Genomic DNA, 14,469 nt, shown 5'->3' with positions numbered 1-14,469 from the left:
CGCTGACATCCGGCCCTTTTGTCGTGTTTGCACGTCCTGCAATCTGCCGAGGGCGAACATGCCGGTTCTGGCGCGTTACCTCCGATAGATTCAAAACCAAGCGATAACTGAAACGGAGCACGACATGGCCGACCAGACACCTACACCCGGTGTTTTTGACCGACTGCTGAAGGACCGCATCATCTGGCTCGGCTCAGAGGTCCGTGACGACAACGCCAACGAGATCTGTGCCAAGATCCTGCTGCTTGCCGCAGAGGATTCTGAGCGGGATATCTTCCTGTACGTCAACTCACCAGGTGGCTCGATCACAGCAGGCATGGCAATTTACGACACGATGAAGTTCGTGCCGAACGACATCGTCACCGTGGGCATTGGCCTCGCGGCATCGATGGGCCAGTTCCTGCTGTCCTCTGGCACGAAGGGCAAGCGGTACATCACGCCGAACGCCCGCGTGCTGCTTCACCAGCCGTCAGGCGGATTTGGTGGCACGGCAGCAGACATCCAGACTCAGGCCAAGGTCATCCTTGACATGAAGAAGCGGATGGCTGAGCTCACGGCAGAGCAGACCGGCAAGTCGGTCGAGCAGATCCTCATCGACAACGACCGCGACAACTGGTTCACTGCCCAGGAGGCTCTCGAATACGGTTTCGTCGACCACCTGCGCGAATTCGCGTCGGAAGTGGTTGGCGGCGGCGGCACCGACGACTCAGTGAACAAGAAGTAGAACGGGCAGTACACAGACATGGAATTCACGAATTTTGGTCACCAGGCCGGGGGACGCGCCCCGCAGGCGCAGGAGGCTCGTTACATCCTCCCCACGTTCGAAGAGCGCACGGCATATGGCTACAAGCGCCAGGACCCGTACGCCAAGCTGTTCGAGGACCGCATCATCTTCCTCGGCGTGCAGATCGATGACGCATCCGCTGACGACGTCATGGCTCAGCTTCTCGTGCTCGAGAGCCAGGACCCCGACCGCGACATCGTCATGTACATCAACTCACCCGGTGGCTCGTTCACCGCGATGACGGCGATCTACGACACGATGCAGTACATCCGCCCGCACATCCAGACGGTGTGCCTCGGCCAGGCGGCATCCGCTGCTGCCGTGATCCTTGCCGGTGGAACGCCTGGGAAGCGTCTCGCGCTGCCGAACGCTCGCATCCTCATCCACCAGCCGTCTGCTGGCGGCCAGGGTGGCGGACAGGCATCTGACATCGAGATCCAGGCTGCTGAAATCCAGCGGATGCGCACGTGGCTGGAAGAGACAATTTCCTTCCACTCCAACCGCACTGCTGAGCAGGTTCACAAGGACATCGACCGCGACAAGATCCTCGGTGCTACAGAGGCTCTCGAGTACGGCCTGATCGACCAGATCCTGACGTCTCGCAAGGGCGTTCCGACGCTGGTCAAGTAAGTACGCACGTCTCGTGAGCGCGGCGGATGAATGGCTGACTGACAGCCGTTTCATCCGCCGCGTTTCTGTGTCTGCGAGTACCGCGATTGATCACGATGTGTGGCCGGCGACGATACCTGCGGTAGCCAGCCTCATCGCTGACAGTTTCGAACTGGGCCCAGGCGTCACATTCCTGGTTGGTGAGAACGGCAGCGGCAAGTCAACGATCGTCGAAGCCATCGCAACGACCAGCGGGCTCCCTGCAGAGGGCGGCTCCGTGAATGGAGGCACGTCGAGCAGGCCGAGCGAATCGCCGCTGGCCGACTGGCTCGATGTGGAACGCGGCCCGCAACGTGGTTCGGGCTGGGGCTTCTTCCTGCGTGCGGAGACAATGCACGGCTATTTCAGCTATCTGGAATCGCTGGGCGGCGACGTCGACCTGCACGAGTTCAGCCACGGAGAGTCATTCCTCGAACTGCTGGATCGCAAGGCGACGAAGCGGGGCTTCTATGTGCTCGATGAGCCGGAGGCCGCACTGTCGTTCACGTCAACGCTCAGCTGTCTCCGCACACTGTCGACTCTCGCTGACGACGGCTCACAAATCCTCTGCGCGACGCACTCACCCGTGCTCGCATCGCTGCCTGGCGCCCGCATCCTGGAGCTCGGCGATTGGGGAATTCGGGAGTCGGCGTGGGAAGATCTCCAGATCGTGGGGGAGTGGCGCGCGTTTCTTGATGCGCCAGAACGATACCTGAGACACCTCCTCGATTGAGGTTCGCCTGTCGTGCGCGATGTTGTCCGTCGCACCGGCTAGGCTCAAATACAGCGACACCGATGGAGGAGGCTGACAGATGGCCCGAATAGGCGAAAGTGCCGACCTGTTGAAGTGCTCCTTCTGCGGGAAGAGCCAAAAGCAGGTACAGCAGCTCATTGCGGGTCCTGGCGTGTACATTTGCGACGAATGCGTCGAGTTGTGCAACGAGATCATTGAGGAACGGCTGGCAGAAGCCGGCGACGAAGAGGGCTCGAGCGAGTTTGACTTGCCCAAGCCCAAAGAGATCTTCGGCTTCCTTGAGGAATACGTTATTGGCCAGGAGGCCGCCAAGCGCGCCCTCGCCGTCGCTGTCTACAACCACTACAAGCGAGTCCGTGCGCGCACCACACTGACCGCTGCAGAAGCGATGCACGACGACGTCGAAATCGCCAAGTCCAACATCCTGCTCATCGGCCCGACCGGCTGTGGCAAGACCTATCTCGCGCAGACCCTGGCCAAACGCCTCAACGTGCCATTCGCAGTGGCGGATGCCACCGCCCTCACAGAGGCCGGCTACGTCGGTGAAGACGTCGAGAACATTCTCCTCAAGCTCATCCAGGCCGCAGACTACGACGTCAAGCGCGCTGAGACCGGCATCATCTACATCGACGAGATCGACAAGATCGCTCGTAAAGCCGAGAACCCGTCGATCACCCGCGATGTATCCGGTGAAGGTGTGCAGCAGGCACTGTTGAAGATCCTGGAGGGGACCGTCGCTTCTGTCCCGCCGCAGGGCGGACGCAAGCACCCGCACCAGGAATTCATCCAGATCGACACGACGAACGTGCTCTTCATCGTTGCCGGTGCATTCGCTGGGCTCGAAGAAATCATTTCGTCTCGCGCAGGCAAGAAGGGCATCGGCTTCGGCGCCCCCCTGCACAGCAAGGGCGACGACGTGAACCTCTTCAGCGAGGTTTTGCCGGAAGACCTCCACAAGTTCGGCTTGATCCCAGAGTTCATCGGTCGGCTCCCGATCGTGACCACCGTGACCCAGCTCGACCAGGTTGCACTCATGCAGATTCTGACGGTGCCGAAGAACGCGCTCGTTCGCCAGTACCAGCGGATGTTCGAGCTCGACGGTGTAGCGCTCGACTTCGAGCAGCCAGCGCTGGAAGCCATCGCAGACCTCGCCGTGCTTCGGAAGACCGGGGCACGAGGACTTCGCGCCATCATGGAAGAAGTGCTCGGTCCGATCATGTTCGAGGTGCCATCCAGCAGTGAGGTCGCCAGGGTCGTCGTGACACGGGAAGCCGTGCTCGACAACGCAGCACCGACGATCGTGCTGCACGATCGTCGCGAAGAGAAGTCCGCATAACCCATCATTCAACCCATCTCTGCGGGGATCGTTGCCGCACTCACCGGGTTCGCCAGTTCATTCGTGCTGGTCATTGCCGGCCTTCACGCTGTGGGGGCCAGTGACGCGCAAGCGGCATCCGGTCTGCTGACGCTCTGCGTGCTCGTCGGGATCGTGTGTATCGCACTTCCGCTGGCGTTTCGGATGCCCCTCTCGTTTGCCTGGTCGACGCCGGGAGCCGCCCTTCTCGTCGCAGCGAGCGGCAGCACCGACAATTTCGGGGCGGCCGTCGGCGCATTCATGGTCTGCGGGGTGCTCATTGTGCTGAGCGGGCTGTGGCCGGCGCTCGGTCGTGCCATCACGAGCATTCCCAAGCCGATTGCCAGCGCGATGCTGGCCGGCATCCTGTTTCCCATCTGCCTGGCGCCTGTCACGGCAGCCGTTGAACAGCCGCTGCTGGCCATCCCAGTCATCGTCGTCTGGCTGGCGCTGTTCCGGCTTGCGCCACGCTGGGCTGTCCCTGCGGCGATGCTGGTGGCCTTCATCGGCATCGGGCTGACCGCCGGAACCGAATGGCTGGGCGCGAGCACGGTGCAGCCAGCGTTCGTCTTCACCCCGCCCGTGTTCGACCCGCTGGTGATCGTCAGCCTCGGGCTGCCGCTGTTCATCGTGACGATGGCCGGCCAAAACGTTCCGGGATTCGTGGTGATGTCGACCTTCGGCTACGAGGCTCCGCCGCGCGCCGTGCTGGTGAGCTCTGGCCTCGCGACGGCAGCCGGCTCGGTCTTCGGCGCCCACAGCATCAACCTGGCTGCCATCACGGCAGCGTTGATGGCGAGCCCCGAGGCGCACCCGGAGAAGGACAAGCGCTGGATCGCCACTGTCTCGTCTGGTGCCGTCTACCTGGTGCTTGGTCTGGGAGCCGGCTTTGCCGCAGCGCTGGTCGCAGCCTCGCCGCCCATCCTCATCACCGCCGTTGCCGGTCTTGCCCTGCTTGGCGCACTCGTCACCAGCGTCACGGGCGCCCTTGACGACCCGAAGCACCGCATCAGCGCCATCGCCACGTTCCTGGTGACCGCATCAGGGGTGTCTGTCGTCGGTATCGGTTCGGCATTCTGGGGTCTTGTCGTCGGCGGAGTGGTCATGCTCTGGCTCGGCTGGACGCGGCGTGATCGCACAGGGGCATTGACCGCCGAATAGGGTAAGGCATATATTCACCCCTATGGGTGAATATCAGCGTGATGCAGGCCGTCGTGACGCAGGCCGCCTCGACACCGTACTGGGTGCCGTGGCCGATCCGACCAGGCGGGCGATCCTTGACCGCCTCCTCGTCTCCGATGCGCGGGTCACAGACCTCGCGAGTGCGTTTCCCATCTCGCTGAACTCCACGAGCAAGCACATCAAAGTGCTCGAGCGGGCCGGGCTGCTGGAGCGGCACGTGCGCGGGCGTGACCACGTGCTCTCGCTGCGCGCGGAGGCACTGGGTGAGGCCGCATTGTGGATGCAGCATTACCGTGACTTCTGGGAGCAACGGCTCGCAGCCCTGGAGGCGTTCGTGCTCGACGACCCCACCGAGCAGCGTCCGAGCGGCGGTGAGGCACGATGACCGCCGTGGTGACGGTGAGTCGGCGGATCCCGGCATCCGCTGAACGCCTCTTCGATGCCTGGCTCGATCCAGCAAGCCTGGCGCTCTGGATGCGGCGTGACGGCAGCGAACCATCGGGTGCTGTCGCAGACCCGAGGGTTGGCGGGTCGTTCGCGATCACGATGAATGACCCAGGCCGCTCGTTCGTGCACACCGGCAGATATACCGTCATCGATCGACCGAGGGCGCTCGAGTTCACCTGGCGATCGATTGCAACGCACCAGGAGGACACGCTGGTGCGCGTCAGCTTTCTGCCAGACGGCGACGCAACGGTCGTTGAGGTGCGGCATGAGAAATTGCCGGACGCCGAGGCCGTTGGCAAGCACACCGAAGGATGGACAGAGATCCTCAATAGATTCACACGGCTATTCAACGAGAGTGGAGTTGCATGATGTTGCTCGAAGACAAGGTTGCCGTCATCTACGGCGGCGGGGGATCCATTGGGAGCGCAGCTGCCCAGGTGTTCGCCCGCGAAGGCGCCAGGTTGTTTCTCGCCGGCCGCAGCCTGCCGCGGCTCGAGGCAGCGGCATCCGGTGCCCGCGCTGCGGGGGCAGAAGTTTCGATCGCCGTCGTCGATGCGATGGACCAGGAGTCCGTCGACCGGCATGTCGACGAGGTGACGGATGCCGCTGGGCGCGTCGATATCGCCCTGAACGCTGTCGGGTTCGACCACGTTCAAGGACTCTCGATCGCCGACACGTCGCTTGACGACTTCCTTCATCCCGTCGTCGGCTACCTGCAGACCAACTTCGTCACCGCGAAAGCCGTCTCGCGGCCGATGACCCTGCAATCCAGCGGCGTGATCCTCACGATTTCAACGCCGGGCGCGAGACTCACGGGGCGTGGGCTCATCGGCAATGCCGCGCAGAGCGCAGGCCTTGAGGGATTCTCGCGAGCGTTGGCTGGTGAACTGGGTCCGTCTGGCGTACGTGTGGTGTGCGTGCGGCCGCACGCCATGGCCGACGCGTACGACACCTCATACACGGGGAAGATGTTCGGCCGCATCGCCGCGGGCAGCGGTATCGGGATGGATGAGTGGCTCGACGGGCTGGCGGGCACGACGCTGCTCGGTAAGTTGCCATCGCTCGCCGATGTCGCCGAGTACCTCGCATTCGCGGCGTCCGATCGTGCGGGGTCGATGACCGGTGTGATCTCCAATCTGACAGCAGGGGCGCTCGTCGACTGAGTGTGGTCTCCGGCAGCCCAGCTGGAGCCTGCGGCTAGTTGATCCCGCAGCTGGTTGATCCCGCCGCTAGTTGAGCCCGTAGCTAGTTGAGCCCGCGACGGTCAAGCAACGGCTGGATGTCCGCATCGCGCCCGGCAAAGTTGCGGTAGGCCGCCAGCGGGTCAGCGCTGCCGCCGACGCCGAGCAACAGCTGCCGGAACCGATCGCCGTTCTCGCGGGTGAGTCCACCGTTCTCCCTGAACCATTCAACGGCGTCTGCGTCGAGCACCTCGCTCCAGATGTAGGAGTAGTAGCCGGCGTCATAGCCGCCAGCGAACGTGTGCGCGAAGAACGTGCTGGAGTACCGGGGCGGGACAACGGGATTGTCGAGGCCGGCTTCGGCCAGGGCCGCGGTCTCGAACGCGGCGACATCCGCTATGGCAGTGTCTGCGTCGATGAGGTGCCACGACTGGTCGAGCATCGCAGAGGCCAGGTATTCGCTCGTGGAGAATCCCTCGTTGTAAGCGGATGACGCCGCGATGCGCTCCACGACGTCGGTCGGCAGCGGCTCACCTGTCTCGTGGTGCCTCGCATAGTTGCTCAGCACCTCCGGCCACAGCATCCACATTTCATTGACCTGGCTGGGGAACTCCACGAAATCACGGAAGACGTTCGTGCCGGAGAACTTGGGGTAGGTGACCTGTGCGAACAGACCGTGGAGCGCGTGCCCGAACTCGTGGAACAGTGTGTTCACTTCATCGAAGCTGAGCAGCGTTGGTTCACCGGCGCCGGGCTGTGAGATGTTCATGTTGTTGCACACGATGGTGGGCGTGCCGAGCAGCTCTGACTGCGAGACGAGGGAGTTCATCCAGGCGCCGCCACGCTTGGAGTCGCGGGTGTAGAAGTCAGCGATGTAGAGACCGACGGGGGAGCCATCGTCGTTCGTCACCTCGAATACCCGCGCGTCTGCATTCCAGGCGACCAGGTCGTGACGCTCGGTGAAAGTGATCCCGTAGAGCTGCGTGGCGGCGTAGAAGACACCGTCGTGCAGCACCCGCTCGAGTTCGAAGTACGGGCGGAGCGCCGCAGAATCAACGTCATACTCGGCCTGCCGCACCTTTTCGGTGTAGAACGCCCAGTCCCACGCCTCAAGCTGCGTGGCGGCATCCGCCTGGTCTTGCAGTGCGGCCTGGCCCTGCAGTGCCGCTTGCTCTGTCCGCGCATTGCGGGCTGCGGCCGGTGCGAGCCGTGCGAGCATGTCGTGGATGGCATCCGGTGTCTTGGCCGTCTGGTCTGCTGCCACGTAGGCAGCGTGGTTGTCGAAGCCGAGCAGGCGAGCACGCCTGGCCCGCAGCGCGGAGATCTCGAGCACGAGGGCACGGGTGTCGAATTCACCTCCGCGGATGCCGCGCGAGCGTGACGCCTGAAGCACGCGTTCGCGCACGCTGCGATTGGTCAGCTCGGCGAGCACCGGCTGCGATGCCGGCAGCACGAGTGTGAGCACGAATTTGCCCTCAAGGCCACGGTCCTTCGCCGCTTCCGCGGCGGCAGAGATGGCCCCAGGCTGCAGTCCGTCGAGTTCATCGACTGAATCGACGATGACGGCCAGCGCGTTTGTGTCGGCGAGGAGATTCTTCTCAAACCGGGTGGTGAGGGTCGAGAGCTCGGCATTCAGCTCACGCAGCTGCGCCTTGTCGTCGTCGGAGAGAGCCGCTCCCGCGTGGGTGAACTCGGTGTGGTACCGCTCGACGAGATAGAGCGACTCTGCGTCGAGGTCGAGGGAATGCCGCTGGGCATGCAGCGCGGCGATTCGGGCGAAGAGCGTTGGGTCGAGAGTGATGGCATCCTGGTGCGCAGCAAGGAGTGGGGCGAGCTCTTCCTGGAGCGCGGCCGTGAAGTCGGACGCGTCTGACGAGCACACGCTGAAGAAGACCTCCGCGACACGATTCAGGAGCACGCCGCTTCGCTCCAGAGCGATGAGCGTGTTCTCGAAGGTGGGCGCATCGGTCGAGGCCGTGATCACGTCGATCTCTGCCCGCTGCTCCGCGAGTCCCTGCTCAAATGCCGGCCGGTAGTGGTCATCTTTGATCGTGGCAAACGGGGGAAGCTGGAACGGAAGCGTGCTCTGGCTGAGGAAGGGATTTGCGGAGTCGACCATCCACCTACTCTAGATTGGCCGGATGCCGCCGGGTTTCAGTCGTAGGCTCGTGTCATGACTGACTCGCCTGAACCCGTTGACGTACCAGTACGCGACGAATACATGCATGGCCACCACGAGAGCGTGCTGAGGTCTCACGCCTGGCGCACGGTGGAGAATTCCGCCGCGTATCTCATCCCAGAGCTCGCGGCCGGTCTCACCGTGCTCGACGTGGGGAGCGGGCCAGGCACGATCACGGTCGACCTTGCTCGGCGGGTGGCCCCTGGCTTTGTGCGTGGTGTTGACCAATCCGCTGAGATCGTCGCGCAGGCGAACGCACTGGCCACCGACGAGGGTGTGCACAACGTGAGTTTTCACGTCGGTGACGTGTACTCCCTCGAGTTCGATGACAACTCCTTCGACATCGTGCACGCTCACCAGGTGCTGCAGCACCTGGCCAACCCTGTCGCGGCTCTCAAGGAGATGAAGCGGGTGCTGAAGCCGGGCGGCCTTCTGGCGGTGCGTGACGTCGACTACGGTGGCACGGCCTGGTACCCGGAACTGCCAGGGCTTGCCCTCTGGATGACGGCGTACCGCGATGTGGCGTTCTGGAACGGCGGAACACCGGATGCCGGCCGCGCACTCAAAGCTTGGGCGCACCTGGCGGGCTTCACCGACGTGCAGGCGAACGCGTCGATCTGGTGCTTCAGCTCCAACGCCGAACGCGAGTGGTGGGGCGAAATGTGGGCAGCCCGCGCAACGGAATCGAACTTCGCGGCACACGCCATCGAGTCGGGAGCCGCAACCCTGGCTGACCTGCGAGAGATGTCGGCTGCGTGGCTGGCGTGGGCGGCGAACCGCGACGGATGGATCGGCTTGCCGCACGGGGAGATCCTGGCGCGCCGCGCGCTGTGACGACACGGCGGATGCGAGTATCTCGGTTTCGTTGATTGAGGAGCCGCCCGCGGCCGTCTCGAAATCCAGCGACCCAATCTGTGGACGCGTTGCGTCTGAAAGCCTCTCTGCACCTTCTCGAGCCCTGTGGCAGGTCTCGAGAATACGAATGTTCGAACCTTTGTGAGAATCTCTCGCTTAATAACTCGAACTGCAGTACTATTGAATCATGCTCAACATCGAGGATGCCCGCACAGCTCTAGACATGCTGCAGGCATTCACCGAAGAGTATTCCGAGATGCGTCCCTGTGCCGCTGTCCCCGGGTTGAGCGAAGACGACGTTGTGGCACTAGCGGTTGTGGCGGAGCGTGCTGGCCGGTGCGCGGACGCTCTCCGCGTTGCGGTGTCCACTGATATTGATGAGCGGTCTCGGCCGACGCTGGAGGTGTCGGAGCGGCTCTCGTCCAAGCGTGGCTGCCGGAACTCCACGGAGTTGTTGGAGCGGTTGACGTTGGCGTCACCGAAGACGATCGCGAAGCGGATCCGAATGGGTAAGCAGGTCCGCACCCAATTCGGGCTGGATGGCATGGCGTTCCCGCCGAAGTTCCCCGCGGTCGCTGCCGGCCTGGCGAGCGGCCAGCTCGGCCTGGACAGTGCCGAGGTGATCCTCGGCACGTTGTCGCCGCTGCTTGGCCGGATCGACGTCACCCAGGTACAAGAAGCCGAGGCCGCATTGGTGGCCGCAGCGACCGGAATCCCGACCGACCCGGCGGCCGAGCCCACGACCCCGGAATCCGCGGGTTTGATCGAGGTGCACGCACTGGTGTGGAAGTCGGTCATCGACCCGGACGGGGTGGAACCCGACGAGAAACAGGCCATGCACAACCGGGGGTTTCGGTTGGGTGGGGTCCGCGACGGGTTGGTCACGGTGTCTGGCGGGTTGATGCCCGAGGTCGCCGCGAAGATCCAGCGGCTGATGGACGCATACATGTCGCCGCGGTCCGCGCAGGTGAAGATGCTCACCGCGGAAGAACGCGACCTCGAACTCGAGCAGCAGTCGTTGGAGCACGACGACCGCACCAGGGACCAGCTCGGCCACGACTTGCTGGCGATGATGGCTGACAATGCGGCGCGAAGCGCCGAAGCGCCCACGATTGGCGGGGCAGCGCCGACGGTGCTGGTCAGCGTCAGGCAGGGAGACCTCGACGCCGGTACCGGTGCCGGTCACATTGACGGGCAGGTCGCGCCGATCTCAATCGTCGCGACGGAGCAGATGATCTGCACCGGCGGTGTTCAACCGGTCACGATCAGCAAGAAGGGCAAGATCATCGAGCTCGGCGTTCCCGACCGGTGCTTCACCGGGCAGCAACGCCGGGCAATCACCCTCCGGGATGGCGGCTGCATCATCCCTGGCTGCCAAAGCCCCGCAGCGTGGGCGGAGATCCACCACGTGATCCCCGCCGCGCTCGGCGGTCCGACCGATGTCAGCAACGGGGTGACCCTGTGCTGGTTCCACCACCGCACCATTCACCGGTCGGACTGGCAGATCCGGATGGTCGACGGAGTCCCAGAGGTCATGGCCCCGGTCTGGCTCGACAACCGCCGGCGATGGCATGTCGCGACGAAGTCCCCGACCCGGTTGGCAGATCAGCTAGCTGATCAGCGCCAACACCGCCGAACGGACTGAACCGGCGACTGGTTATCTCACGCGCTGCTCTCGTCGCCTTAAACGACAAACGGGCCGACCCAATGAATGGGGCGGCCCGTTGCTACCTCCAGATGCTAGATCCAGTCGCTAGATCCAATCGTCGTCGTCGTCGTCATCGACGACAACCGGCTGAGTGATCGTGGCGCTGTCATCCTTCTTGATGTAGCGGATGACGGTGCCATCATCGAGTTCGATAACGGGACTGCCCTCCAACCAGGTCAGCGTCCAGCGCCAGTCCGACGTGTCAGCGTCACCGGCCGCGAGGTCACCCTCGACGGCCTGAAGCGCGATCTCGACAACTTCGGGCAGGCCGGTCGGCGCAGTGCCTCCGAGCGGCCAACGGCTACCAAGCTGCATAGCCTTAGACTTCCTGCTCGTAGGTGACCCACGAGGTGCGGGTACCGATGTCGTCATAGAGACGCTGGGCATCCTCGTTGTCTGCTGCCGTGATCCACTGCACCTGGTGCAGGTTGTGCGCGCGAGCGTAGTCCTGCACGTAGCTCATGAGCTGGCGACCGATCCCGGCACTTCGGGAGCTCGGCACCACGAACAGGTCGTCAAGGAACAATGCCATGTCGGCGCTCAGCGTGCGCGGGAACTGACGGAAGTGCACGAATCCGACGAGCTCACCGTTCTCATCAACCGCGACAGCACCGTCGAGGTCGTGATTCTTGTCAATGATCCAGCTCCAGACCTGCAGAGCCTTCTCGTCCGTGAGTTCACTTTCGTAGAACTCGCTGTAGCCCTCGAAGAGTCCCAGCCAGGGGAAGAAGTCTTTGTCCCCGAGTGGCCGCACGTGTACTGACATTCAGTTCTCCTCACTCGTTGGCACCGTTTCAAGAACGATGTCAGTGACAGCTAATTCATTTCCCTCAACGAACGTCAATTCGCTGATTCGACCGACTGCTTTGAGATCTGCGGCGGACTGTGCGAGCAAGCTCACCTCGTCCTGTGTACCGCTAATTACAGCAGAAACGACGGCAGACTTCTGAGAAGCTTTCGCATCCGTCTTCGCGCGTCGGATGCCGGTGAGTGCACGACTGGCCAAACCGAGCAGTGCGATGTTGCCGGTTGCCCCTGCTTCGAGGTCAGCGGCTACGGGCCACGGCGCGACGTGCACCGAGCCGTCGTTCGACCATGACCAGGCCTCTTCGGTCGCAAACGGCACGAACGGAGCGAACAAGCGCAGCAGTGTTGACAGCGCAATGCGAAGGGCTGCGACAGCAGAAGCCTGTGCGGCATCCGTGTCTCCGTACGCGCGTTCCTTGACCAGTTCGAGGTAGTCGTCGCAGAACGTCCAGAAGAAGCTCTCCGTGAGCTCAAGGGCCCGTGCGTGGTCGTAGTTCTCGAACGAGGTGGTGGCCTGCGCGACAACCTCACGCAGGTTGGCGAGCATGCTTGCGTCGACAGCCTCGGTGACCTGGGCGCTGGCGTCACCCTCGAACGTCAGGATGAACTTCGATGCGTTCAGGATCTTGATCGCCAGGCGGCGACCGATCTTGATCTGCGTCGGGTTCTGTGGATCGAAGGCCGCGTCAGTGCCGAGGCGTGACGATGCTGCCCAGTAGCGCACAGCATCTGAACCGTGCTGCTCGAGCATCCCGGCCGGAGTGACGACGTTGCCCTTGGACTTCGACATCTTCTTGCGGTCGGGGTCGACGATGAAGCCGGAGAGTGCCGCGTGCTTCCACGGTGCAACACCGTGCTGCAGCTCGGCACGCAGCATGGTCGAGAACAACCAGGTGCGAATGATGTCCTGGCCCTGTGGGCGCAGCGAGTACGGGAACACGAGGTCGAACAGCTCAGGATCGCGCTCCCAGCCACCGGCAAGCTGCGGGGTGAGGGAGGAGGTCGCCCAGGTGTCCATCACGTCAACTTCGCCGATAAAGCCGTTGGGCTGGTCGCGCAACGCCTCATCGAAGCCGGGAGCCGGCTCGCTTGACGGGTCAACGGGCAGCATCTCGCGGGTGGCGAGGATCGGCTCATCGAACAGCGGATTTCCATCGGCGTCGAGCGGGTACCAGACGGGCAGTGGAACGCCGAAGAAGCGCTGGCGGGAGACCAACCAGTCGCCGGTGAGGCCGCCCACCCAGTTGTCGTAGCGAACCTTCATGAACTCGGGGTGCCACGACAGCTCTGAGCCGTGCTCGAGCAGGCGTGAGCGCAGTGCTTCGTCCCTGGCGCCGTTCCGGATGTACCACTGGCGGGTCGAGACGATCTCCAGGGGCTTGTCGCCCTTTTCGAAGAACTTCACCGGGTGCACGATCGGCTTCGGCTCGCCGATCATGTCGCCGCTGGCACGGAGGAGATCGACCATGGTCTGCTTGGCGGAGAAGACCGTCTTGCCGGCCAGCTGCTCAAATGCTGCGATGCCGGCCTCTGAGACGATGACGTCGGGCTTGTCGGCGATGATGCGGCCGTCGAAGCCGATGATCGCGCGGTTCGGCAGGTCGAGTTCACGCCACCAGACAACGTCGGTCACGTCACCGAAGGTGCAGATCATTGCGATTCCGCTGCCCTTGTCCTTCTGGGCGAGGTGGTGAGCGAGGATCGGAACCTCGACGTCGAACAACGGAGTCCGCACGGTGGTGCCGAACAGCGGCTTGAAGCGCTCGTCATCGGGGTGGGCAACGAGGGCGACGCAGGCGGCGAGAAGCTCAGGCCGGGTGGTCTCGATCTCGATGGTCGATCCGTCAGGCTTGTGGAACGACACGCGGTGGTACGCGGCTGGCTGGTCTTTGTCTTCCAGCTCTGCCTGGGCGACAGCGGTGCGGAACGTGACGTCCCACAGTGTCGGCGCCATGGCCTGGTATGCCTCACCGCGTTCAACGTTCCCGAGGAACGCGAGCTGGGACGTGAAGAGGGCTTCGTGCCCGATGGTGCGGTAGGTCTGGGTCCAGTCGACGCTCAGGCCGAGTGAACGCCACAGGGCTTCGAACTGCTTCTCGTCCTCAGCGGTGAGGCGCTCGCACAGTTCGATGAAGTTGCGGCGGCTGATCGGCTTCTGGTCAGCGGCCTTGATGCTCTTGCCTTCGCCACCCTCGAACGGCGGAACGAATTCGGCGTCGTACGGCAGCTTCGGGTCGCAGCGCACACCGTAGTAGTTCTGCACGCGACGCTCTGTTGGCAGGCCGTTGTCGTCCCAGCCCATCGGGTAGAAGACGCTCTTGCCCTTCATACGCTGGAAGCGCGCGACTACATCCGTGTGCGTGTACGAGAACACGTGGCCGATGTGCAGCGACCCTGATGCGGTCGGCGGGGGCGTGTCGATCGAGTAGATCGACTCACGGGTGGCAGAGTCCCGGTCGAATCGGTACGTGCCCTGCTCTTCCCAGGCGGTTTCCCATTTGGCTTCCAGTCCTTCGAGGGCTGGTTTTTCTGGGACGCGGTCAGCGGCGCTCATGATTCTCCGGTTCGTG

Annotated in this window: 14 protein-coding genes; 10 read left to right on the top strand and 4 right to left on the bottom strand. The window is 63.4% G+C overall.

From position 1 onward, the window contains the following. The first annotated feature begins 103 nt into the window (after positions 1-103). The 8 genes from AC25Y4_RS05525 (at position 104) to AC25Y4_RS05490 (ending at position 6,332) form a co-directional block, all read left to right on the top strand. Positions 104-724, top strand: coding sequence for an ATP-dependent Clp protease proteolytic subunit (locus tag AC25Y4_RS05525; protein ID WP_488119533.1), 621 nt, complete (start codon positions 104-106; stop codon positions 722-724). An 18-nt stretch (positions 725-742) separates the two neighbouring features. Next, complete coding sequence (locus AC25Y4_RS05520) at positions 743-1,414, top strand: ATP-dependent Clp protease proteolytic subunit (protein WP_488119350.1); 672 nt, start codon at positions 743-745, stop codon at positions 1,412-1,414. Between the two features lie 13 nt (positions 1,415-1,427). Next, on the top strand, positions 1,428-2,165 hold the full coding sequence (locus AC25Y4_RS05515; protein WP_488119349.1) for an AAA family ATPase: 738 nt from the start codon (positions 1,428-1,430) through the stop codon (positions 2,163-2,165). A 79-nt stretch (positions 2,166-2,244) separates the two neighbouring features. Continuing rightward, positions 2,245-3,522: an ATP-dependent Clp protease ATP-binding subunit ClpX gene (gene clpX / locus AC25Y4_RS05510; RefSeq protein WP_488119348.1), complete on the top strand. Its 1,278-nt coding sequence runs from the start codon at positions 2,245-2,247 to the stop codon at positions 3,520-3,522. Between the two features lie 3 nt (positions 3,523-3,525). Beyond that, a complete protein-coding gene (locus AC25Y4_RS05505) occupies positions 3,526-4,701 on the top strand; it encodes a benzoate/H(+) symporter BenE family transporter (RefSeq protein ID WP_488119532.1) in 1,176 nt (391 codons plus the stop codon). A gap of 22 nt (positions 4,702-4,723) precedes the next feature. Then, the gene (locus AC25Y4_RS05500; RefSeq protein ID WP_488119347.1) at positions 4,724-5,107 is read left to right on the top strand and encodes an ArsR/SmtB family transcription factor; all 384 of its coding nucleotides are present in this window, start codon (positions 4,724-4,726) and stop codon (positions 5,105-5,107) included. Further along, positions 5,104-5,538 carry an SRPBCC family protein gene (locus AC25Y4_RS05495; protein ID WP_488119346.1) on the top strand — a complete coding sequence of 145 codons (435 nt, stop codon included), beginning with the start codon at positions 5,104-5,106 and terminating at the stop codon, positions 5,536-5,538. Before AC25Y4_RS05500 ends, AC25Y4_RS05495 begins: the two co-directional genes overlap by 4 nt. After that, positions 5,535-6,332: an SDR family NAD(P)-dependent oxidoreductase gene (locus AC25Y4_RS05490; protein ID WP_488119345.1), complete on the top strand. Its 798-nt coding sequence runs from the start codon at positions 5,535-5,537 to the stop codon at positions 6,330-6,332. Before AC25Y4_RS05495 ends, AC25Y4_RS05490 begins: the two co-directional genes overlap by 4 nt. Positions 6,333-6,414: 82 nt before the next feature. Here the strand turns inward: AC25Y4_RS05490 and AC25Y4_RS05485 are convergent, their stop codons facing one another. Continuing rightward, positions 6,415-8,469 carry a M3 family metallopeptidase gene (locus tag AC25Y4_RS05485; protein ID WP_488119344.1) on the bottom strand — a complete coding sequence of 685 codons (2,055 nt, stop codon included), beginning with the start codon at positions 8,467-8,469 and terminating at the stop codon, positions 6,415-6,417. A 54-nt stretch (positions 8,470-8,523) separates the two neighbouring features. On the opposite strand from AC25Y4_RS05485, the gene AC25Y4_RS05480 reads away from it, so the two are divergent. Beyond that, complete coding sequence (locus AC25Y4_RS05480) at positions 8,524-9,363, top strand: methyltransferase domain-containing protein (protein ID WP_488119343.1); 840 nt, start codon at positions 8,524-8,526, stop codon at positions 9,361-9,363. A 208-nt stretch (positions 9,364-9,571) separates the two neighbouring features. Further along, positions 9,572-11,029, top strand: coding sequence for an HNH endonuclease signature motif containing protein (locus AC25Y4_RS05475; RefSeq protein ID WP_488119342.1), 1,458 nt, complete (start codon positions 9,572-9,574; stop codon positions 11,027-11,029). A gap of 108 nt (positions 11,030-11,137) precedes the next feature. On the opposite strand, the gene AC25Y4_RS05470 is transcribed toward AC25Y4_RS05475, so the two are convergent. From AC25Y4_RS05470 to valS, 3 genes are read right to left on the bottom strand one after another with little or no spacing between them, the layout of a single operon-like run. Continuing rightward, on the bottom strand, positions 11,138-11,407 hold the full coding sequence (locus AC25Y4_RS05470) for a hypothetical protein (RefSeq protein ID WP_488119341.1): 270 nt from the start codon (positions 11,405-11,407) through the stop codon (positions 11,138-11,140). Positions 11,408-11,411: 4 nt separating this feature from the next. Continuing rightward, a complete protein-coding gene (locus tag AC25Y4_RS05465; protein WP_488119340.1) occupies positions 11,412-11,858 on the bottom strand; it encodes an N-acetyltransferase family protein in 447 nt (148 codons plus the stop codon). Further along, positions 11,859-14,453 carry a valine--tRNA ligase gene (gene valS / locus AC25Y4_RS05460; RefSeq protein ID WP_488119339.1) on the bottom strand — a complete coding sequence of 865 codons (2,595 nt, stop codon included), beginning with the start codon at positions 14,451-14,453 and terminating at the stop codon, positions 11,859-11,861. Positions 14,454-14,469 lie beyond the last annotated feature (16 nt).

The sequence above is a fragment of the Leifsonia sp. Y878 genome (assembly GCF_057669685.1).
Note: the sequence above shows the minus strand (reverse complement) of the source record. Positions and strands in the feature narration are given on the sequence as shown.

What these genes read in the sequence shown, in the direction of transcription:
- AC25Y4_RS05520 (WP_488119350.1), top strand. Translation starts at nt 743, where the DNA reads ATGGAATTCACGAATTTTGGTCACCAGGCCGGGGGACGCGCCCCGCAG.
- clpX (WP_488119348.1), top strand. Translation starts at nt 2,245, where the DNA reads ATGGCCCGAATAGGCGAAAGTGCCGACCTGTTGAAGTGCTCCTTCTGC.
- AC25Y4_RS05500 (WP_488119347.1), top strand. Translation starts at nt 4,724, where the DNA reads ATGGGTGAATATCAGCGTGATGCAGGCCGTCGTGACGCAGGCCGCCTC.
- AC25Y4_RS05495 (WP_488119346.1), top strand. Translation starts at nt 5,104, where the DNA reads ATGACCGCCGTGGTGACGGTGAGTCGGCGGATCCCGGCATCCGCTGAA.
- AC25Y4_RS05490 (WP_488119345.1), top strand. Translation starts at nt 5,535, where the DNA reads ATGATGTTGCTCGAAGACAAGGTTGCCGTCATCTACGGCGGCGGGGGA.
- AC25Y4_RS05485 (WP_488119344.1), bottom strand. Translation starts at nt 8,469, where the DNA reads ATGGTCGACTCCGCAAATCCCTTCCTCAGCCAGAGCACGCTTCCGTTC.
- AC25Y4_RS05480 (WP_488119343.1), top strand. Translation starts at nt 8,524, where the DNA reads ATGACTGACTCGCCTGAACCCGTTGACGTACCAGTACGCGACGAATAC.
- AC25Y4_RS05475 (WP_488119342.1), top strand. Translation starts at nt 9,572, where the DNA reads ATGCTCAACATCGAGGATGCCCGCACAGCTCTAGACATGCTGCAGGCA.
- AC25Y4_RS05470 (WP_488119341.1), bottom strand. Translation starts at nt 11,407, where the DNA reads ATGCAGCTTGGTAGCCGTTGGCCGCTCGGAGGCACTGCGCCGACCGGC.
- AC25Y4_RS05465 (WP_488119340.1), bottom strand. Translation starts at nt 11,858, where the DNA reads ATGTCAGTACACGTGCGGCCACTCGGGGACAAAGACTTCTTCCCCTGG.
- valS (WP_488119339.1), bottom strand. Translation starts at nt 14,453, where the DNA reads ATGAGCGCCGCTGACCGCGTCCCAGAAAAACCAGCCCTCGAAGGACTG.